Origin of the sequence: Brevibacillus sp. FSL L8-0520, assembly GCF_037963895.1 — a bacterium.
GTDB lineage: Bacteria > Bacillota > Bacilli > Brevibacillales > Brevibacillaceae > Brevibacillus > Brevibacillus borstelensis.
Window position 1 is genome coordinate 1,824,096 of record NZ_CP150171.1, and the last position, 21,517, is coordinate 1,845,612.

Annotated in this window: 18 protein-coding genes and 1 other annotated feature; of the genes, 17 read left to right on the top strand and 1 reads right to left on the bottom strand. The window is 52.8% G+C overall.

From position 1 onward, the window contains the following. Nucleotides 1-717 precede the first annotated feature (717 nt). Genes NSQ24_RS09095 through NSQ24_RS09105 form a run of 3 tightly spaced genes read left to right on the top strand, consistent with a single transcriptional unit; the run spans nt 718 to nt 4,599 of the window. Entirely contained in the window at nt 718-2,604 is a 1,887-nt protein-coding gene (locus NSQ24_RS09095) for a LysM peptidoglycan-binding domain-containing protein (RefSeq protein WP_339167661.1), read from the top strand. A 13-nt stretch (nt 2,605-2,617) separates the two neighbouring features. Continuing rightward, nucleotides 2,618-3,607, top strand: a complete 990-nt coding sequence (locus NSQ24_RS09100) for a hypothetical protein (RefSeq protein ID WP_003387636.1) — start codon at nt 2,618-2,620, stop codon at nt 3,605-3,607. Then, entirely contained in the window at nt 3,604-4,599 is a 996-nt protein-coding gene (locus NSQ24_RS09105; protein ID WP_003387634.1) for a hypothetical protein, read from the top strand. The genes NSQ24_RS09100 and NSQ24_RS09105 overlap by 4 nt, the downstream gene beginning before the upstream one ends. 54 nt (nt 4,600-4,653) lie before the next feature. On the opposite strand, the gene NSQ24_RS09110 is transcribed toward NSQ24_RS09105, so the two are convergent. Further along, the gene (locus tag NSQ24_RS09110; RefSeq protein ID WP_003387633.1) at nt 4,654-4,833 is read right to left on the bottom strand and encodes a hypothetical protein; all 180 of its coding nucleotides are present in this window, start codon (nt 4,831-4,833) and stop codon (nt 4,654-4,656) included. 186 nt (nt 4,834-5,019) lie between these two features. Here NSQ24_RS09110 and NSQ24_RS09115 point away from each other — a divergent pair, with 186 nt between their 5' ends. The 14 genes from NSQ24_RS09115 (at nt 5,020) to mreD (ending at nt 21,493) form a co-directional block, all read left to right on the top strand. After that, on the top strand, nt 5,020-7,125 hold the full coding sequence (locus NSQ24_RS09115) for a PP2C family protein-serine/threonine phosphatase (RefSeq protein WP_003387632.1): 2,106 nt from the start codon (nt 5,020-5,022) through the stop codon (nt 7,123-7,125). After that, nucleotides 7,122-8,351, top strand: a complete 1,230-nt coding sequence (locus tag NSQ24_RS09120; RefSeq protein ID WP_024983982.1) for an ATP-binding protein — start codon at nt 7,122-7,124, stop codon at nt 8,349-8,351. The genes NSQ24_RS09115 and NSQ24_RS09120 overlap by 4 nt, the downstream gene beginning before the upstream one ends. A 95-nt stretch (nt 8,352-8,446) precedes the next feature. Then, entirely contained in the window at nt 8,447-8,752 is a 306-nt protein-coding gene (locus tag NSQ24_RS09125; RefSeq protein ID WP_003387630.1) for an STAS domain-containing protein, read from the top strand. 70 nt (nt 8,753-8,822) lie between these two features. After that, nucleotides 8,823-9,076: a binding site (T-box leader), on the top strand. A 38-nt stretch (nt 9,077-9,114) separates the two neighbouring features. Then, on the top strand, nt 9,115-11,790 hold the full coding sequence (locus NSQ24_RS09130) for a valine--tRNA ligase (protein ID WP_003387629.1): 2,676 nt from the start codon (nt 9,115-9,117) through the stop codon (nt 11,788-11,790). 43 nt (nt 11,791-11,833) lie between these two features. Continuing rightward, a complete protein-coding gene (locus tag NSQ24_RS09135) occupies nt 11,834-13,204 on the top strand; it encodes a folylpolyglutamate synthase/dihydrofolate synthase family protein (RefSeq protein ID WP_003387628.1) in 1,371 nt (456 codons plus the stop codon). 1 nt (nt 13,205) lies between these two features. After that, nucleotides 13,206-14,588, top strand: coding sequence for a UDP-N-acetylmuramate--L-alanine ligase (murC, locus tag NSQ24_RS09140; protein ID WP_003387626.1), 1,383 nt, complete (start codon nt 13,206-13,208; stop codon nt 14,586-14,588). A gap of 137 nt (nt 14,589-14,725) precedes the next feature. After that, nucleotides 14,726-15,718, top strand: coding sequence for a ketoacyl-ACP synthase III (locus tag NSQ24_RS09145; RefSeq protein ID WP_031932363.1), 993 nt, complete (start codon nt 14,726-14,728; stop codon nt 15,716-15,718). An 82-nt stretch (nt 15,719-15,800) separates the two neighbouring features. Next, complete coding sequence (locus NSQ24_RS09150) at nt 15,801-17,015, top strand: hypothetical protein (protein ID WP_122958157.1); 1,215 nt, start codon at nt 15,801-15,803, stop codon at nt 17,013-17,015. 248 nt (nt 17,016-17,263) lie between these two features. Beyond that, nucleotides 17,264-17,506, top strand: a complete 243-nt coding sequence (locus NSQ24_RS09155) for a DUF4321 domain-containing protein (protein WP_003387623.1) — start codon at nt 17,264-17,266, stop codon at nt 17,504-17,506. 11 nt (nt 17,507-17,517) lie between these two features. After that, a complete protein-coding gene (locus NSQ24_RS09160) occupies nt 17,518-18,102 on the top strand; it encodes a Maf family protein (protein ID WP_003387622.1) in 585 nt (194 codons plus the stop codon). Between the two features lie 122 nt (nt 18,103-18,224). Then, nucleotides 18,225-18,899, top strand: coding sequence for a DNA repair protein RadC (gene radC / locus NSQ24_RS09165; RefSeq protein WP_170208322.1), 675 nt, complete (start codon nt 18,225-18,227; stop codon nt 18,897-18,899). A 67-nt stretch (nt 18,900-18,966) separates the two neighbouring features. Next, on the top strand, nt 18,967-20,010 hold the full coding sequence (locus tag NSQ24_RS09170) for a rod shape-determining protein (protein WP_003387620.1): 1,044 nt from the start codon (nt 18,967-18,969) through the stop codon (nt 20,008-20,010). Nucleotides 20,011-20,024: 14 nt separating this feature from the next. After that, the gene (gene mreC / locus NSQ24_RS09175) at nt 20,025-20,969 is read left to right on the top strand and encodes a rod shape-determining protein MreC (protein WP_039069868.1); all 945 of its coding nucleotides are present in this window, start codon (nt 20,025-20,027) and stop codon (nt 20,967-20,969) included. Then, the gene (mreD, locus tag NSQ24_RS09180; protein WP_003387617.1) at nt 20,969-21,493 is read left to right on the top strand and encodes a rod shape-determining protein MreD; all 525 of its coding nucleotides are present in this window, start codon (nt 20,969-20,971) and stop codon (nt 21,491-21,493) included. The genes mreC and mreD overlap by 1 nt, the downstream gene beginning before the upstream one ends. Nucleotides 21,494-21,517 lie beyond the last annotated feature (24 nt).

Here is a 21,517-nt window from a genome sequence, read left to right on the forward strand (position 1 = left end):
GATTTTCTTCCGCCGCAGCTTTTCTATTTTAGCGGTTGGACAGGCTTTGGTGGAGGAGATGAAAAAGGAGAAAACGGCTACAGGTTCGGTGGGACACTGCTGGGGGCTGTACTGTCCGGCTCCATTCCAAAAGCAAAACCGCGTCCAAAAGCAGTCTGCTCAGGGCAGCGTCTCAGAGTTGGACGCTGAAAACGTGTTTTGCTTTTTCCATTCCGCCTGGGTAGTGTCCCAAAGACCTTCGCCGTTTTCTCCTTTTTCATCTCTACAGCTACTGATAAAGGCTGCGAAAAACTACAGACAACCTGAACCCTCCCACATGCTTTGTAAAGCTCGCAGAAGCAGATCAGATCGCCAGAGAAGCCTGTTTCCAGTCGGAGCGACTAGCGAAGTCCCACCCAGCTCCGCAATGATCCCGAGGAAACAGAATCGCAACCTATGACTACACTTCAAAGCTGCGCGCCGTTTTGCGATTCCCTCGGGAGCATTGCGGAGCGGACAGTGTTCGCTTCCATGCGGAGCGTAGACCGGAGCGGAGAATGGAAACAGGCTTCTCTCCGCTACAGCAGCTTTAAACGGGGGGTTATTCCAACGTAACTGCCTACTACTCTCGGTTGAAAATCAAGGCGACTTCTTCCAAACCCAATTTTCCGGTGCTAAAAGGCTCGTCTGCCCCATATAGTGTAAAGAAATGTCCTGCACTTGAAAGGAGGAGCACGGATGGCGCTACAGGATGGACTGCTTTCGTTTGCCATCAAGGAAACCATTTTCCTCTCATCGGATAAAGCCGGAATAGACGAGTGGAGAGAATTGGAGTTGTTTCCTGATGTCGAGGTGCTGGAAACAGAGTCAGCGATCTCCATCACCGGTTGCCTGCAATTATTCGGGAAATACAAGCCGATCAAGGACACCTCTGAGACAGCTGGAGGCGGTACGGAATCCTTGGTTGAGGCGGTGACCTTTTCACCTTTTCGGCCGGGCGGGTCAGACGGGCAGCTGTACGGCCAGGAGGAACAACTGCACCACAGGATTCCGCTAAACATCACGATTCCTTTGAATCGAATCGCTGAAATAGAGGATATTTACGCAGTTGTCGACAGCTTTGATTACCAGCTTGATTCTCCCCATCAGGTGATGATTGAGGCTGATCTGAAAATCGCGGGCATCAAGTTTGCCGAGACCAATTATCAGACAGGACAACCTGCGGGCAATCCTGAACCAGTCTCCTATGGAGAAGTTCCCTCTAGCGGAGAGTGGCAATTTGCCCATGCTTCGCAAGATCAGTCAGAAGAACTTGCACAGCCTATCTCGCTAGAGGACATCGAGCGGAAGCTGGCGGAGCTGGAAAGTGAATTGCATCGGCAAATCCCGCTGGAGGAAGCACAGCAGACTCACGCAGTGCAACAGACCCACGCAGTGCAACAGACCCACGGGGTGCAACAGACCCACGGGGTGCAACAGACCCACGGGGTGCAACAGACCCACGGGGTGCAACAGACCCACGCGATGCAACAGACCCCAGCCGCACAGCAAAGCCCGAGCGGGTTTGCAGCGATGTTTGAAGCTTCTCAGCACAAGGGGACTTCAAACCGGACAGAAAATGAAAGTCTAGGATTTGGGGATGTAACCGAGGCGCTCACGGTCAAAGAACAAGGAAAAGGCTCCGATCGCGATAGCAGCCCCTCTATCGAACAGGTGTCATGGAATGAGCCTGAAGCGAATCCGGCGCTCTACGAAGGGATGGCCCCCGAGAAGAAGTTCGTATCGCATGTCGAGAGGCAATCCGAGGAAACGGCTTCCGAGCCGTCCTTGGAGCTGCGGAAGGTGGCAGAGTCGCAGGCGGCCCAACCGGTTCGCTTCCAACCGGAAAGAAAATTCGGGGATATAGCTCCCGAGCCGTCCTTGGAAGTGGGCAAAGTGGCAGAGTCACAGGCGGCTGAACCGGTTCATTCCCGACCGGAAAAGCAATCCGAAGAGACGCTGCCCGCACCGCCTTTGGAGTTGCGGGAGGTGGCAGACTCACAGTCGACCGAGACTCCTCGCACCCAACCGGAGGCTGTGCAAGAAGAAACCGTCGCGACGGGAGTCTCCGATGAAAGCAGGGAGGAAGCGCAAGCTGAGCCGGCCACAGCGGATGCGGATGAAGCCGCTGTAGAAGCAGCAGCACAGGAGACAGCAGACGAGGAGGCGGTAGAGGTCATTGCCCAGCAGCCTCAGGAGGCAGTGGAAGAGAAGGAAGTGCGTGTAGCGATATCGGGCAAACCGGCGCGTGAAGAAGGCGGCAAGGTAAATCTCACGTCGATCTTTTCGCAAGCGACCCGGGTGCAGCAAGAGGCCAAAATGGAAGAAGAGTCTTCTTCACAGGCGTCGCGAAAAGGTTCCTTTGAAGCAGATTCGGCTTCGATCGAGACGATGCACAATCTCACTTCCTTTGTCCGCAGCAAAGAGGAAAAGCAAAGCCGGCTAAAGTTGTGCATCATTCAACGCGACGAGACGCTGGAAACGATCTGTCAGCGTTATGCCATTCCTCAGTCTCGGATTCTGGAGGTAAACAACCTGCGTTCAGACCAGATCGTGGCCGGGCAAATACTCTATATTCCACAGTGAGGAGCGGGGGGCCGTGGAGAAAATCAATCTGTCCGAAGTGTGTCAACGGTATCGGGCAAGGGTAATCCACATCACCCCGCTGAACGATTGCCATCTGTTGGAGACAAACCGCGGTCCGAAAGAGCTGCGCATATGGCCACGGGTAGACATCATGCGTTGGTCGTTTGCATGGCGTGAACGAATGGTTCGCCAAGGTTTCCGCGATTTGGAGAGATTTATTCGGACGAAGGATTCAAAGCCGTATTTGGTGGTAGGCCAACGCGGAATTACGCTCACAGATCATCTTCGCCGCATCGAATCGATACCACTGGGAACGGATACCATGCGTCAATGCGGCAAGATCGTTGCGATGATGCATGAATCCCAGCGGGACGGCAGTATCTTTCACCCCGCCGATTTTTGGGAACGAGAACAGGCGAGAATGGCTGCGACAACGAGAAGGGTAAAAGATTTTTGGGAATCTCTCCGTTATCGCGGCAGACAATCAGGCAGGGATCATCGTTTTTATAGCTGGCTATTTCCGCCCCTTTTGGAGAGAATGGAGCGCTGCACCGACATGCTTTTGAGTACCAGGATCGATCAGAAAGAGCTCTTTGTCTCCCACGGCACTTTGCGCCCGGACAATTGGGGGCTGGTAAACGACAAGCTGTTTTTGCGCGGTTTTTTCCAGCCGGTTTTATCGGTCGCTCAGCGGGATACAGCCGGGTACCTGAGAGATCTGTTTGTCCGCCACGAGGATTTGTCACTGATCGAAGCGTTTTTAAGTGGTTACGAGGAAATTCGGCCGCTTGGTCAAACCGACTACACGCTCCTGTTGGCTTTCATGGCCTATCCAGAGGAAATATCGCATATGGTGCAGTCTAGCATTGAGGTGTATCGCGAGCCGGGAGAGGCGCGTTTGGCGCGAATCGAGCAGGCTGTCAACCGCCAGCAGATGGTTGATCAGCTCTTGAAATATATAGCCGAACGGGCCGAGGAAACGAGGAGTGAGTCAAAAGCATGAGTCGCTTTGACGATATCTTTCCGCTGTTTCAGGAATATGACATGTTCGCACAGACCGTTGACGTGGTGAAGGCCCCGAATGTGTACAAAGCGATCACTCCGTATGGATCGTTTATTTGCAAAAGGACACAAGCCGCTCCCCAGCGCTTGCATTTGGTCAGCGGAGTTCTCCGTCACCTGGAGCAAAAGGGGTGGGATGGGGCTGTCCCATTTTTTCATACAAAATACGACGAACCGTATGTTCTGCATGGTGAAGATACGTATTATCTAACCGCCTGGCAACCGGGGGCAGAGAAGTGGGAGGAAGAGCCGTTAGCCTGGGCGAAGCCAGCTGTAGAGCGCCTGGCAGAGCTTCATCACCTGACCCAGAACTTTCGTTTCGATGATCCGAGACAAGTGGAGCCATTGATCGATTCCTTGCTCCGCAGGTGGGACTCGATGCTGCATATGACGGAAAGAGCGGCTGAGGCGGCAGGACATCGTCTCTATCCTTCCCCGTTCGATGTCGTTTTTTTGGCCAACCACGCTTACGTCAAGGAGATGGCTCAAAGTGCGATCGGCTTGCTGCGGGACTGGCGTGAAAGGCATCGGACTCATGCTCATTTTCGCTTGTCGTTCATCCACGGTTCGCCACAGCCAGCCCACTTTTTGCCTGATCGTAACGGAAAAGTACGGATGCTGAACTTTGACCGGGCTGTGTTCGATACCCCGACCCGAGACTTGGCCATGTTCTACCGGACGTATTTTTACCTGGCCGGAGATGAGGCGGGTGCCAGTCAGCTTTACCGGCACTATTCAGAGATCTTTCCGCTGCGGCCGGAAGAAACGAATTTGCTTGCCGCTTTTCTGACTTATCCGGAAAGAATCATGCGAGATATCAGTACCTATTACAGCGAGAAAAATGAGTGGAGCGAATTGTACGCGGTCAAACGACTGGAGAAGGATATGGACCGTTTGATACGCCTGCAACGCTGGGTGCAGCAAGCTTTTTAGACACAAAAGACGTCTCACCAGGTGGGGCGTTTTTTTGCGTACATGCACCAGCTATCAGAGCCATTCAAGAAGAATGGCGACGTACAGGATAGCCAGCAGTCCCAGCAGGATGACATCAAAGGATGTAGGAACGAATATCGTGCGAATAAATTGAAACACAATCAACGGAAGGAGAATTTGCCTGCAGCCGAATTTGATCCGCAAGTAAGTGGGGTGGTATTTCCAGCGAGACATCGCGATCACCTCTCAGCTCCAGTATATGCACAAGACGAAAGGCCAGTGTCTGCTTTCTCGAAACCCCCTGCTCGAAACGGAGCCGGATGCTGTATAATGAAAAAACCGACGTTTGGACCTGCCCTTACCGGGGAACAGAATGCAGAGGGGTAGCAGAGACATGCAAATGCAAAAAGGTGATCCGTAATGGTATGGAAAGCGTTGCTTTACGCGAGCGGCATAGGGGCAGGCGTATACATCATGCTTCTCTCCCGTCAATTGGTATCGATAAAGCGTTGGTACGACCTTTCGTTTTTACAAGGTGCCGGCTTGATCGCCTGGGGATTGTCACATCTGATGGTAAACCATCCCGACATTCTCATCCAGCAACTAAGCCTCCCCTTTGATATGCTGTATTACCTGTTTTTTCTCATGTCTATACATGCGTACCCATTGGCGCCGCATATCTACTATGACCGGTGGAAGAGTATTCTGGATGCAATGGCATTTGTAGCGGTTTACGGCGCGATGGCCCTTTGCTCATGGCTGTACCAAGAGGATGCGGGTATGATGATTGTCCTGCTGCACATCCTGAGCGGCATTCTGCTGCTGGCTCCGTGGACAACCGTTTTTCTGGCAAACGGGCTGGTACACGGTAAACAAGAAAAAGAATCGAAATTGTTGGTTGCGACTTTGCTGTTTACGGTGGCTGTCATGTTTCAACCGATCATGCCCACGGCGCTTTTTATGATCATGGGTTCACTGTCGCTTGGCATCTTGCTGTGGGCTCACATTCGTTTTCCACGCAACCCTTCAAAAGGGCGACTGATGAACGAATATGGCTATTTGCATGAACAGTTGAGGTTCAGCTTTCTTGACTCGAATTCCATGCAGGTATTGCTGTTTGTAGAGGTAGTCGCGATGTTTACCTGGCCCGATTCCCGCATCCATATAATCGGGATTGGAATTGGTGCCCTTATCACTGTTTTCAGATTATTCCTGACAAAAGGTTGGAATCAATCCTTGGTCCGTCAGATGATGGACACAGCAAGCAGTCTGGAGAAAAAATTTACCGAACATATGGATCAGATTCAACGAAAGAATGATCAACTCTCGCAAATCCTTGCCATCAAGCAAACCTATGAAAAAATTTTGCTGGCTAGCAATGAACAAAGCTTGCGCGAGGTCAGCTATGAAAATCTGCAGCAGGTGATCGAAGAGCTGGTGGATGCCTGGTTTTCCAAAATGGACAACCTCGTTTACTTGCGCATTTCTCTGGAATCGCAGGAAGGTGTAGTTTATTATGAAGTGGTCAGGGGAGATCCCAACCATCCCTATATCCAGAGAGACATATCGGAACAAATTGTGGTAGATGAACAGAGGGATACGCCGCTGGCACCCAGGTATGTAGTCATGCTGGCGAAAAGCACTACAGAGAGCGTGGAAGAACTTGAACTGGAGCAATCCTTTTTTCAATTGCTGGTCGTAAACGTGCGCGGACTGATCCTCAGATGCTTGCAGGAAAATCAGCTGCTGGAGCTGCGCTTGATGGAGCAGGAGATGGAACTGGCGCAAAAAATCCAGTTTTTGCTGATTCCCCGAGAACGGCTTGTCCTGCCCGGTCTTCAAGCCAAGGCTGTGTTCCTCCCTTATACCTATGTGGGCGGAGATTATGTGGACTACCTGATGCTCGATGAGCGCTTTACTTGCTTTGTGGTGGCCGACGTTTCGGGCCACGGCCTGCCAGCCAGCCTGATGACGACAGGAATCCGCAGCGCTGTCCGGGCCGTGACGCAAACCTATTGGAAACCTGAACTGATTTTGCATCAACTGAACAAATTGCTCTACGAAGATTTGAGCAAAACACGCTCGTTTATTACGATGCTGATCGCAGTCTACGATTCGGTAGACCACACATTATCGATCAGTCGTGCCGGGCACCCGCAGCCGTTCATATTGGACGGCTCCGGGGCAAGGCTCCTTCCATGCAGCGGCGGCCTGGGTCTGGGGTTGCTCCCGAATAGCGTCTACGTTTCAGACGAAGTACCCCTGGACCAAGACGGCATGCTGCTAGCCTATACAGACGGTTTGCTGGAGATGAGCAGAAAAGACTCCCAGCAATGCTTGCAAACGTGGTTGAAAGGATTTTCGAGCTTGCTAAGCGAGGAAAAGCGGTCGGGTGAAACCGACAGTATTGCGTTGGTGGAGAACTATGTCTGGGCGAGGACGAAAGAGGGTCTGCAGTCCGATGATATATCCCTGTTAATCCTGCGGTTTCAATCAGGTACGGAACAGGAGGAAAGGAAACGATGATGTTGTGTGAGGAGTGCCCGCAGAATCCTGCGTGTCAGAACTGTCTAGCTGCATTGCGGGCAGGAGCAGGACAAAAAGTGATACCTGCCCGCACAGTCAGGGTGAAGCTGGATTCCGGCGAAGTCGCATCGGCTGAACTCCGCGCTATCTGCCGGACCGCAATCGGTCTGTTCTGTCATGAACAAAAGCTGTCAGATCGGGTCGAAGTAGAATTGGCGTCCGACTTCCGGATTATTGGGAACGCTTTCCAAGGAATTCACGATGTTCCCTACTATGTGCTGGATATCGAAAAAGTGCTTCGCCGGGAAGAGGTTTTGGGGCGATTGCTCATGGAGGAATTCCTGCAATGGCATCATAGTGCGGAAAAGCAACCGACAGACATGCTGGCCGAGTTGAAAGAGCCAGAGGATGAACGGCACCGCCTCATCAAGGAAGAGCTGCAAAAGCTCTCTATCTTGCGTCAGGTGCAGAGCATTTACTTGTACGTAATGGAGAATGGAGACATAAGACCGATTGGAGCCCAGCGGACAGAAGAATTGATGGAAGGGGACATGAGGCGAGTAGCTCTAGAGGCCATAAAGAGCGGCACTTCTGTAAGGGAGCAGCTGGTCTCGTCCGATGGCAGCAAGATGTACGAAATGTATGCCTCCCCTCTGCCGGATCAGACCTGTGGACTGGCGTTGATCGATGTGACAGAGGCCATTGCCGAAGAGCGTCGGCGCCAGCAAAAAGAATGGGACATGTACAAGCAGGTCTTGGGGGCAGTCACCCAGGACAAGCTTGTTTTATTGACAGATGCGGAGTTGACGGTACTGGCCGAAGACGGACTGAAGCTGGCAACGGTGTTGATCCAGTCGGCGGAAGACCTGGCATTCCTCAGAACGGAGTGCAGGCGGATCATGGATGCGCTCCAGGTAGAGGAAAAGCGGAAGTTCCAGTATGTCGTGGCTGTCAATGAAGCGGCGACGAATACGTTGAAGCATGGCACCGGCGGGACCGTGACCATCCACCTCGCATCTGCGGAAAATACAGTACGTGTCATTGTACATGATCACGGGAACGGAATTCTCCTGGAGGAGCTGCCGAGAGCGACACTGCGACAAGGCTACTCGAGCAAGCATTCGCTGGGGGTTGGCTTTCACGCCATGCTCCAGTTTTGCGACCGGGTATGTCTGGGCACCTCTCCATCTGGTACGAGGTTGATTTTAGAGTGTATGATCGGTTAATTCCGATGTTTGGAAATAGAAAAACTTGGGTAACTTGATAACGGGGTAATTCGTTACATAAATAAAGAATGAAAGCGTGAGAGGAGTATGTGTGCATGGACTTCCAGGCAACAGAAACGAACGGACAGGCTACCCTTTACTTTGCCGGTGAATTGGACATGGCTGTAGGCGACAAGGTCGGCAATCTATTGCGCGAATACGGAGAAAGAAACGGCTCGGTTACGGTTGATTTTCGGGATGTGACGTTCGTCGATTCTTCCGGCATCGGCAATCTGTTTTTTACGACGAAAGATTTGCTCGCTTTGGGAAAGCGGGTAGAGATCATCAATGTACGCGAAGAAATAATGGACATCCTGCACGTCCTTGGATTTGCGGAAGCGCTCGGAATCACCGTGAATTAGCCAGGTGAAACCGGGTTTGACGGGCTGCACCTGGATTGTATATAATACGATTGACATGAAATGAAACAAAGTGATTGCTGTGAACGGGAAGAGTAGACCAGGACGCCTTGGCAGAGAGGAGAATCAGTAGCTGCGAGATTCTCTAAGGAAGGGATTGGTCGAAGGTCGCCCGGGAGTTGTTTCGGTGAATGCACATATTTTGTGCTGTAGCCGCGACCGGCTAACAACCGTTATCTTGTCAGAGTGAATGCGGCACTTCGGCAATGGATGCGAAGGCTTGCATTAACAAAGGTGGTACCGCGAAACAATCCTTTCGTCCTTTGGGATGGAAGGTTTTTTTATTTTCTTAAGGAGGCATTGCCATGTCGAATCAACAAGCGACCAATGACATTGATCAGCTGCTGCCGAAAAACTACGATCCAAAGGCAGCCGAATCCAAATGGTATCCGTACTGGATCGAAAAAGGCTTTTTCAAAGCAGAGAGAGACCCCCAGAAACGTCCGTTTACAATCGTTATCCCGCCGCCAAACGTAACGGGAAAGCTGCACCTGGGCCATGCCCTGGACACGACACTGCAGGACATCATCACCCGAACCAAGCGCATGCAGGGATACAGTGCGCTGTTTTTGCCGGGAATGGACCACGCCGGTATCGCGACGCAAGCTCGTGTAGAAGCGACGCTGCGCGAGGAAGGCATCTCCCGTCACGATCTGGGACGTGAAAAATTCCTCGAGAAGGTGTGGGAATGGAAGCACATCTACGCCGAGCATATTCGCGAGCAGTGGGAAAAGCTCGGTCTTGCCCTTGATTACTCGCGCGAGCGCTTTACGATGGACGAAGGACTTTCCCGTGCCGTTCGCGAGGTATTTGTACGTCTGTATGAAAAAGGACTCATTTACCGCGGCAATCGGATTATCAACTGGGACCCTGCTGCCCGCACGGCCCTGTCCGATATCGAGGTCATCTATAAAGAAGTAAAGGGCGCCCTGCATCACATGCGCTACCCATTGGCAGACGGAAGCGGCTACATCGAAGTGGCGACGACGCGTCCGGAAACCATGCTTGGTGATACGGCAGTAGCCGTTCATCCCGAAGACGAGCGTTACAAGCATCTGATCGGCAAAACCGTCATTCTGCCGATCGTTGGCCGGGAAATTCCGATCGTGGCAGATGACTATGTAGACCCTGAGTTTGGTTCCGGTGCCGTAAAAATTACACCGGCCCATGACCCGAACGACTTTGAGCTCGGTCAAAGACATCAGCTTCCGCAAATCGTCGTCATGGACGAATCAGGGACGATGAACGAAAATGCGGCTGGCTATAAAGGGCTGGACCGTTTTGAGTGCCGCAAGCAAATCATCAAGGACTTGACCGAACAAGGCGTCATGTTCAAGATCGAGGAGCACATCCATCAGGTTGGACACAGTGAACGCAGCGATGCCGTGGTTGAACCGTATCTGTCCACCCAGTGGTTTGTCAAAATGCAGCCCCTGGCAGATGCGGCGATTGCCAACGCGTACAGCGAGGACAGTGTCAAATTCGTGCCGGAGCGCTTCAAGACAAACTACCTGCGCTGGATCGAGAATATCCGCGATTGGTGCATCTCCCGCCAGCTCTGGTGGGGCCACCGGATTCCGGCCTGGTACTGCCAGGATTGCGGCGAGACCATCGTTTCCCGCGAAGATGCAGGTGAGTGCCCGCACTGCCACAGCCATCAGCTAGTGCAGGATCAGGACGTTCTCGACACCTGGTTCTCCTCGGCGCTCTGGCCATTCTCGACGCTGGGCTGGCCGGAAGAGACAGAGGATATGAAGTACTTCTATCCGACCAATGTACTGGTTACCGGCTACGATATCATCTTCTTCTGGGTAGCGCGGATGATTTTCAGCGGACTCGAATTTACCGGTAAAAATCCGTTTGACACCGTTTTGATTCACGGCATTATTCGGGACTCCGAAGGACGGAAAATGTCCAAGTCGCTGGGCAACGGGGTTGACCCGATGGAAGTAATCGAGAAGTACGGAGCGGACGCCCTGCGCTTTACGCTCGCAACGGGAAATTCGCCGGGTAACGACCAGCGTTTCTACTGGGAAAAAGTAGAGGCGAACCGCAACTTCGCCAACAAGATTTGGAATGCGTCCCGCTTTGCTTTGATGAATCTGACAGGGTTTGGCTACGAGGACATCGATCTTAGTGGAAACCTGTCCACACCGGACAAATGGGTTCTGTCCCGCCTGCAGGCGACGATCAAAGACGTTACCCGTCTCATGGATGCGTTTGAATTCGGCGAAGCTGGCCGCGTCCTGTACAACTTCATCTGGGATGACCTTTGCGACTGGTACATCGAAATGGCGAAGCTGCCGCTGTACGGCAATGACGAGGCAGCGAAAAAGACGACCCAATCCGTCCTGGTCACTGTACTCGATCAGACCTTGCGTCTCTTGCATCCGTTCATGCCTTACATGACCGAGGAAATTTGGCAAGCACTGCCGCATCAGGGAGAAAGCATCACGGTTGCAGCCTGGCCGACAGTAAATGAGCAATTGATTTTCCCGGACGCAGAGGCAGAAATGAATCTGCTCGTGGAAGTCATTCGCAGTGTCCGCAACATCCGGGCCGAAGTGAATGTGCCGATGTCCAAGAAAATCGAGCTCTTGATCAAGCCGGGCGATTCTCTCACGCTGGAACGTCTCCAACGCGGTGAAGAGTACCTGGTCCGTTTCTGCAATCCGGAGCGCCTGGAGATCAGCGAGCAGCTGAAGACACCGGACAAAGCGATGTCCGCAGTCGTGTCAGGCGCGGAGCTTTTCTTGCCGCTGGCGGGATTGATTGATCTGGACCAAGAAGTGAAGCGTCTGGAAAAAGAACTGGCGACGCTGCACGGAGAAGTCGAGCGAATCGAGAAAAAGCTGAACAATCCGGGCTTCATGGCTAAGGCTCCGGAAAAAGTAGTCGAAGAGGAACGGGCGAAGATGGCCGGTTACATGGAAAAACGCGAGAAAGTAATGGCCCGCCTATCTGAGCTAAAAGGCGAATGAACCGCCGTACCTTCGCATATTTTTGAGAATGGAGCAATGCGGCATGAATGCTGAAGGATTGGAAGGATACACAAAAGCGCTAGACTGGCTGCACGGACTGCTTCGGTTTGGCCAAAAGCCGGGACTGGAAAGAATGCAGTGGATGCTGGGGCAATTGGGGAATCCCGAGAGACGGCTTGCTTTTATTCACGTCGCCGGTACGAACGGGAAAGGCTCTACCTGCTCTTATCTGAGCCATATGCTGATGGAGGCCGGATACAGTGTAGGGATGTTCACTTCCCCGTACCTGATCGATTTCCGGGAAAGGATTCGATACAACGGGGCGATGATTCCGCAAGCCGATTTGGTCGAATTGGTGGAACAGGCAAGGGTTCTTGTGGAGCGCTGCGAAGCAGAATCAGGATTTGGCTCTCCTACCGAATTTGAAGTGATTACACTCATTGCCATCCTCTATTTTGCCAACGTGACAAGACCGGCAGTCGTGGTCTGGGAAACGGGCTTGGGCGGACGACTGGACTCGACCAATGTCGTTTTCCCGATCGCAACCGTCATTACGAACATAGGCATGGATCACATGGACGTACTCGGAAACAGCCTTCCCGAGATTGCCCGGGAAAAGGCGGGGATCATCAAGCCGGGGGTACCCGTCATCACTGGTGAAAGGCGGGCAGAAGTGCTCGCGGTCCTGCAGGAGGCCGCAGACAGGTCGCGAAGTACGCTGTATCGCATCGGTTCCCATTTTGATGCAGAGCAGCTGCAGGAGCGGATCGGTGAACAACAGATCCGCTACCGGAGCATTTTCCGGCGGGCCGAGTCAGAATACCGGCTGGCAATGAATGGCCCCCATCAGGCAGAAAACGCCGCGGTATCGCTGATGACCATCGACGTTCTGCGCAATTACCTGTCTTATCTCCTGGAGGAAGAAGAAATTGTGCGCGGACTGCAACAAACTCGCTGGCCTGGGCGTCTAGAGGTAGTCTCGCCAAGACCAATGGTCATGTTGGATGGGGCTCACAATCAGGAAGGAATCGAGGCGCTGGTTGCCAGCTTGAACCGGTTGACGACGCCAAATACCCGGCTGCATTTGCTGTTCTCCGGGTTGGCGGATAAGCCGCTGAAAAGGATGGCCGAAGCGCTGAGAGGATTGCAGACAAACGTAGAAACCGTTCGACTGACGAAGTTTGACTTCCCCCGCGCCGCGGAGACTGGTCAATTGCAAGAGGCATTTCTTGCGGGAGGCTGGGAAGCTGCACGCTTGGATATTGTCTCCGATTGGCGCCAGTTTCTCGCTTCTTGGGTGAAGGACAACCGAGCAGCAAACGGCGACGACTGGTTGGTTGTCTGCGGTTCGCTCTATTTCATCGCCCAAGTGCGCACATTCTTTCCCACTACTGTAGAAGAGGCAGGTGAATAGGGTGGATCAGGCCCAACACGTCCACTTTGTGGGCATAGGCGGATATGGCATGAGCGCCATCGCCCGCGTCTTGATCGACCTTGGCTACAAGGTAACCGGCTCCGATGTCGCAATGAACGACTTGGCCAAAAAACTAGTACAGCGTGGGGCTGTCGTGCATATTGGACACGACGCCAGTCACGTTGCAGGATGCGATAAGGTTGTATATTCCACCAGCATCTCCCCGGACAATCCGGAGGTGGTTGCGGCGGCGGAAAGAGGGATTCCGGTTTTGCACCGTTCCCAAATGCTGGCCAGTATTTTGAATGAGCGTACGGGTGTGGCTGTAGCTGGCGCACACGGTAAAACGACGACGACCTCGATGATTGCCCATGTGCTCGAGGAATGCGGTGTTGATCCGACGTTCATCATTGGCGGCGAGCTGATGAGCGCAGGAACCAACGCGAAAGCAGGCAAAAGCGACCTCGTCATTGCCGAAGCCGATGAAAGCGATGGCTCATTTCTGGAATACCGGCCGGTTTATGAAGTTGTAACCAATATCGAACCGGATCATCTGGAGCATTTTGACGGCGATTTTGCCAACCTGAAGCGTGCCTACGCCAAATTCCTGAGCCACTTGAAGCCGGGAGGAAAGGCTGTCCTTTGTTTGGATGACCCGCATATCCGGGAACTGATGGCAGACATGACGGGAGAGGCAATCACGTACTCCATTCAGCCTGCATATGTGGATCAGGCAGATTTCAGTGCCAGGGAGATCGTTTGCGGAGACAGGCGGACCAACTGCAAAATTTACCGCAAGGATGTCTTGCTGGGAGAGCTCGTGCTGTTTGTGCCGGGTAAACACAACATCGCCAACGCATTGGCGGCAGTTGTCGTATGCCTCGAGGCTGGTCTTGCGTTTGAACAGATCGCAGCCGCCTTTACCTCATTCAGCGGAGCCAAAAGGCGTTTCCAGATCATCGGGGATGCACAGGACATTTTGGTGGTAGATGACTACGCCCATCATCCGACAGAGATTATGGCGACCTTGAATGGCGCGCGGGCATCGGGCCGTCGCGTAATTGCGGTGTTTCAGCCGCAGCGCTATACCCGAACGTACTTTTTGATGGATGAGTTTAGCAAAGCCTTCGGGGAAGCAGATGAAGTCATTATTACAGACATCTATTCACCTGCGGGAGAAGCGCGGATCGAAGGCGTCACGGCAGAGGTGCTGGTTGAAAAAATCCGCACCAACAGCCATCCGCGCGCCCAGTACATTCCGACCAAGGAGCTCGTGCAGGATCATCTCGCGCGATCGCTCAAACCGGGCGACCTCGTGCTGACAATGGGTGCCGGGGACATCTGGAAGTCGGCGCACTGGCTGGCGGAAAAACTGGTGAAATAACGCGTGCAAATGAAAGCAAGACAGATATTCATGGGAGCCTGGACGACAGTCCGGGCTTTTTTTCTTGTCAAAAGGAGCAAAAATCCATATAATTAGTACCAGGTACTAATACTAAGTGATAAAGGGGTGGCTGCAATATGTCTTTGGAAAGAAAATCCTCAGCGAGAATAACGGCAATCGGGACGTATGTGCCTCAGCGGATTATGACCAATTCCGATCTGGAGGAAATGGTGGATACATCCAATGAATGGATTGTGCAGCGCACAGGAATCCATGAGCGAAGAATTGCAGCGGAAGATCAATACACGAGCGATTTGGCGATTGCTGCGGTAGAAAACCTGATGCAGACCTGGGGCAAGGACGTCTCCGATGTCGATCTGGTCCTGGTGTCGACGACGACGCCGGATTATCCGTTTCCCAGTGTAGCGAGCAAACTGCAGGCTCATTTCGGGATGACTCATGCGGGAGCGCTCGACCTGAATGCGACATGTGCCGGGTTTACTTATGCCCTGCATCTGGCTGATGGCATGATCAGCGCGGGTTTGCACCGCCGCATCCTTGTCGTGGCAGCAGAAACGATGTCGAAAGTTACAGACTACACGGATCGCACCACCTGCATTCTGTTTGGGGATGGTGCGGGCGCTATGCTGGTGGAAGCGGCCCCGGGCCACGGTTCGTTCCTCTCCGCAAACGTGGGGGCAAAAGGAGAAGGGGGCATTCACGTCTATCGATCAGGGCTGTCTAGCCGGATGGGTGACCACGAGCTTGCCGGGAACGGCTTGATCGTGCAAAACGGCAGAGAGGTGTACAAATGGGCCGTAACCACCGTTCCCAAAGGAATGCAGGCTGTCGTGGAGAAGGCAGGCAAAAGCCTGGATGATGTGGATTGGTTTATCCCGCACAGTGCCAATTTGCGGATGATCGAGTCGATTTGTGAGAAGAGCGGGTTTCCGATGGAAAAGACGCTCTACAGCCTGAAATATTATGGCAATACTTCTGCAGCGACGATCCCGCTAGCCTTGCATCTGGGCATCCGGGACGGGCGGGTGAAACCGGGAGATACGCTTTTGCTGTACGGCTTCGGCGGAGGGCTGGTGCACGCCGGGCTGCTGCTTTCCTGGAACCCGTAAACACGTCCGCCCCGAGAGTCATAACCTGTCCCTCCCAGACGTATGCTGATACAAAGTAGCCTGGGTGGAGGAGGCGTTTATCGTGAACGGGGAAAGAGACAAGAGCAAGGTTACGGTGAGGCTGAACGGGGAGCGGTGGAACGGAAAGAGAGCGGAAAAGGAGAAAAAAGCGGAGCAGCCGATGCGGTGGAATTCGGTTCAAAGCCAGGCGCCTGTGGCAAAGCCGGTCCGAAACGAGGATGCTTGGTCACGGCTGGCCCAGCTTCGCGCCACGTCGCAGACGGAGCCGAAAGAGCCGCGACAAGACGTGATTCTGCCAGTGGATGAAGGTGGAAATGAGCACCACACTCCAGGTGGCAGAAGGCCCATCATTGTGCCAGATTGGGTGCGTGATCAAGGGTGGGCGAAAACCTTGCTGAGCACAGGAGGAGCAGTAGCCATCGGCTTGCTGTTTGGCTTGCTGGTTTTGACTGTATTCAACCAGGAGCAGGTAACGCAATCGTACCAAGCCGTTTTGAGCGATACCGTTCATACATTGACTGCACAGGAGCCGGAGCCGAAATCAGCGACAGACCCGGGAGCAGCTTTGACGAAGCCCGTCTCATCCCAGACACAGGCCCCGGGACAAGAGGTAAAATTGAAGCTGCCCGATGAAAAGCTGTTTGTCGCTCAGGCCGGTGCATTTCAGCCTGACGTGCCAAGAGAGGACGTAGTCATGCCGCTCAAGGATGCGGGACTTCCGCATCTTCTGTACAAGGGGAGCGATAAGCAGTACTTGTTTGCAGCAGGTTCTCCCAACAGGGATGCTGTACTGGGCTTTGCCAGCATATTGAAGCAAAAGGGCATCGATGTGTATGTAAAGGAAATGACCTTCCCGGGAATTGACAAGGCAGTCTCCCTGCAAGCGGCGACAACTGGCGAGAAGCTGCCGGATGTAAACGGGTTTTTGCAGAACGGATGGAAAATAGCCAAGACCCTGTCTCTTCAATCCGGTGCGGTTGTCAGCACGGCCCAGCCGCCTTTGTCAAAGGAAGAGGAGGCTCAGCTAAAAGAGCAGCACCGTCAGTTTTTGGAGGAGAGTCGATTGCTGCAGACCTCTGAGCAATGGCAGCCCATGATCAACGGCATGGTGAACGGGATTAATCAGGCGATGACCGCACAGGGGAAAATGGCAGAAGCAGCGGCGGCAAAGAAACAGGCCAGCGCAGAATCATATGCCTGGCAAGTACAGACTGGCGTGCTCTCCTTCTGGGAATCCTATTCCGACTGGGTAGCCCAGCTTCAAAAAAACAGCTAGCCTAACGAAGCCTGCTTATCGCTCATACGCCTCATGACGCTCCCTTTGCGGCAGATTATTGCTCCGACATAAAACATCAAAAGATAGACAAATGGACACGGGACTTGCGGCATATATTCTTGCTGGAAGTCTTTTCTTTTTATACAGTAAGTACCAGGAGCAATCAGGGATTGTTTCGAGTGGTCCCATTTGCTACACTTATGGTTGGCAAAAATAGATTCCCTTGCTAAAAAGGGAGTGGAGAATTGATGAAGGGGAAAGAAACGCTTACACTTGTTTTTCTTTTAATTTCCGGGTTGTTATGTGGAAGCATCCTGGGAGAAGTTTTGGGGCCATGGGTCCCTTTTCTGACGAAGAGCAAAGAGATAACATGGTCACCAGCAGCCGATTTAGAAATTTTGAAGTACGACTTGAACCTTCAGGTAAAACTAAATCTGGCTAGTATTGGAGGGCTTGCCCTCGCGTTCTGGATATATCGAAGAATGAAGTAGGTAGAGACGACATGAAAACCAGTACATCTCTCATTTTGGCATCCTCATCTCCTCGCCGTCGCGAACTCTTGAAGACAGTGGGCTTCGACTTCACGGTCATGACCAGTGACGTAGATGAATCCACGCAGGAGGGGCTGCTCCCCCACGAAGTAGTCGAACAATTGGCATACCGAAAAGCCAGGGCTGTGGCAGACAGAGTAGAGAAGGGTATTGTCTTGGGCTCCGATACGGTTGTGGTTTTGGATGACATCATTTTGGGCAAGCCTGCTGACGAAGAGGAGGCGTTTCAGATGCTTTCTTCTCTTCAAGGACGGGAGCACGTCGTATACAGCGGGGTTGCTCTGATCGATGCCGAAACCGGTCGCTCCGAAGTAAAGCACAGCAAGACACAAGTGCGGTTTCGAGCGCTGACCGATCGCGAGATTCACGCATACATTCGTACCAAAGAACCGATGGACAAGGCTGGTTCCTACGCCATTCAAGGTATAGGTGCAACCATGGTAGAAAGCATTACAGGCGACTATTTTACTGTAGTTGGCCTGCCTCTTTGTCTGACGGCCAACATGCTTTCCCGTTTCGGGATTTCCTTGTTGTAACGTAAGAAAACGCGGCAACGGCCACACAGCACTTGAAACGCCTTCATCGCCAGCCGTTACTCGCACAACCTTCCTATGGAAGCTGGAGGCGGTAAAAATTGGCGCAAAAAGAGTGTAACAAAATGCACATGAAAAACGTCCCTTACTATGACCGTCCAAGGGAAAGACTGCTTCGGGAGGGAGCGGCTTACCTTTCGGACACCGAGCTGATTGCCATTATGCTCCGTACGGGAAGAGAACAAGAGACGGTTTTTCAACTGGCGCAGCGCTTGTTGGCCACCTTCGGCGACATCGGCGAATTGGCCCAAGCCTCTCATGCTGAGCTGACAAGGATCAAGGGAGTAGGCACCGTCAAGGCGGTGGAATTGCAGGCTGCGTTCGAGCTGGGCAGAAGGGTTGCCCTTTCTTCCCCCGAAAAGCGCACAACGATTCGCTTGCCGCGTGACGTCGCCAAGCTGATGCTTCCGGAAATGAGGCACTTGACCCAAGAGCATTTTGTTTGCTTGTTTCTAAACACAAAAAATCACGTGATCGGAAAACAGACTATTTTTGTCGGGAGTCTCGACGCTTCGATCGTGCACCCCAGAGAAGTCTTCAAAGAAGCGATCAGGCGCAGCAGTGCTTCGGTCATCTGCTTGCATAATCATCCGAGCGGCGATCCTACACCCAGCAGGGAGGATATTGCCGTTACGCGGACACTGCAGGAGGCCGGTGAACTGATCGGCATTTCATTGCTCGATCATATCATCATCGGTGACGGCAGCTTTGTCAGCCTAAAGGAGCAGGGATATTTGTAATCCCCCTGTTTCGCTAATGACTTACAATACTTACTAGCATTTGGAACTTAGCGGAAGGAGTTTTTCTATGTTTGGTGGATTTTCTCGTGACATGGGGATTGACCTTGGCACTGCCAATACACTCGTTTATGCAAAAGGGAAAGGAATCGTCGTTCGTGAGCCGTCTGTCGTGGCGATCCGTACCGATACGAATACCATTGAGGCCGTCGGTAACGCGGCGAAAAACATGATCGGCCGTACACCGGGCAATATCGTCGCCGTTCGTCCGATGAAGGACGGTGTCATCGCCGATTTTGAAACAACCGCCACTATGATGCGATACTTTATTAATCAGGCGCAAAAGAACAAAGGGCTGTTCAGCCGCCGTCCAAATGTGATGGTGTGTGTTCCATCCGGGATCACAGCGGTTGAAAAGCGCGCTGTGGAAGATGCGACTACCCAAGCAGGTGCAAAAGCAGCATTCACGATCGAAGAACCTTTTGCCGCTGCCATCGGGGCTGATCTGCCTGTATGGGAGCCGACTGGCAGCATGGTTGTGGACATCGGCGGCGGTACGACTGAGGTTGCCATCATTTCGCTAGGCGGAATTGTCACTGCCCGCTCGATTCGTGTAGCAGGGGACGAGATGGACGAGGCGATCGTTCAATACATCAAACGGAAGTACAATCTGATGATTGGGGAGCGCAGCTCGGAGACACTGAAGCTGGAGATCGGTTCTGCCATTCCGCCGGAAGTAGTAGAGTCGGTAGAAATCCGCGGACGCGACCTCGTAACGGGATTGCCGAAGACGCTGAGCGTCAGCAGTACGGAGATCGCCGAAGCCCTGGCCGAGACGGTAGCGGCGATTGTGGAAGCTGTAAAAGTTACGTTGGAAAAAAGTCCGCCGGAGCTTGCTGCGGACATTATGGACAGAGGGATTGTACTGACCGGTGGCGGGGCCTTGCTCCGCAATTTGGATCGTCTTCTGAGCAAAGAAACCGGCATGCCGGTTCACGTTGCGGAAAACGCACTGGATTGTGTAGCGATCGGAACCGGCCGTGCGTTGGAGAACCTGCACTTGTTCAAGTCAAAGCACGGTATAACCTCTTCCCGACAAAAACGCGGTAGATAAACGGAGGTTGCGGCATGTCGTTTTTCGGGAATAAGCGACTGATCATTGTCCTTGTGGGCCTGGTTTTGCTCATTACGATCGTGGGTTTCACTTCCCGGGAACGGTCTAAACTCAGCTGGCCGGAAATGTTTTTGAAGGATACATTCAGCGTGGTGCAGGGCTTTTTTTATCGCCCTGCCCAGGCTGTTTCCGGCTTTTTTCAGGGAATTGGCGATGCGTATGATGTTTACGAGGAGAATCGTGTACTGAAAGCTGGTATGGACCAATACGCGAGAATGACAGCCGAATTGCACGACCTGCAAGCGGAAAATGAACGTTTGCGGTCCGCCCTGCAGGCGAAGGATAATCTGGTAAAATCATACGATCTCCGCTTCGCAGAGGTAGTGGCGCGAAATCCAGACACTTGGAACAATACGATTACGATTGACAAAGGATTAAAGCACGGAATCAAAAAAGATATGGCAGTGATGACAGCCAAAGGCTTGATCGGACGAGTACAGAGCGTAGCCAATTTCTCTTCGACAGTCGAGCTGTTGACCAGCTACGAGCGGCGAAACCACATATCTGCCTATATCCAGGTGAAGCTGCAGGCGGCCAACGGCACGACGTCCTATCAAACCGTAAGCGGCGTCATTGAAGAATACGATCCTCAGGAGCGTCTGTTGATCATGCGAAAAATTCCTTGGGGACAGAAAATTGAAGCAAAACAGCAGGTGGTGTCTTCCGGCCTGGGCGGGGTGATACCGCGAAATCTGCCGATCGGGTATATTGTCCGGGTAGAGCCGGATGATTACGGTTTGACGCAGACGGCCTACATCCAGCCCAGCGCAGACTTCTCCCAATTAAATGAAGTGATGGTGGTAGAACGGAGCTTTACCTTCACGCCTACAGGCGAATTGGTTCCCAACCAGCAGACACAGACACCACCCGCTCCGCCGGCTGCCGGGGGTGGACAATAATGTCTCGGTTATTGCTGACGTTGACGCTGCTGCTGTTGTTTGTTCTTGAGGGAACGGTTATACAGTTTGTGTCGCCTTCCGCATGGGGTCTGTCCTGGATGACAGTACCCCGATTTGCGCTTGTAGGTACCTTGCTCGTGTCCATGTTTCTGGGAAGGCGTGAGGGATTGTACTACGGCCTGGCCATCGGATTGCTCCACGATGTTCTTTATGGACAGGTTGTAGGACTGTACATGATGACGATGATGGTAGCCAGCTATTTCGCAGGGCTGATCGTCGTCTTGTTTCAGCGCGGCTTTGCGATGGTCTTCATCACATGCAGCCTGATCCTGTTTGGCCACGAATGGCTTTTGTACAGCACTCATCGGTTATTTGCGACTGCACCGCTGGATGTTCGCTGGATGTTAAATTGGCAAATCATACCGACAACGGTTCTCAATATCCTGTTTGGACTATTGATTTATCTCCCGATGAAGACCATCTGCAAGGCTGTCATCTCCAAACGGGAAGTGCCGCTGGAATAAATCATTGGTATGACGATTCACCCT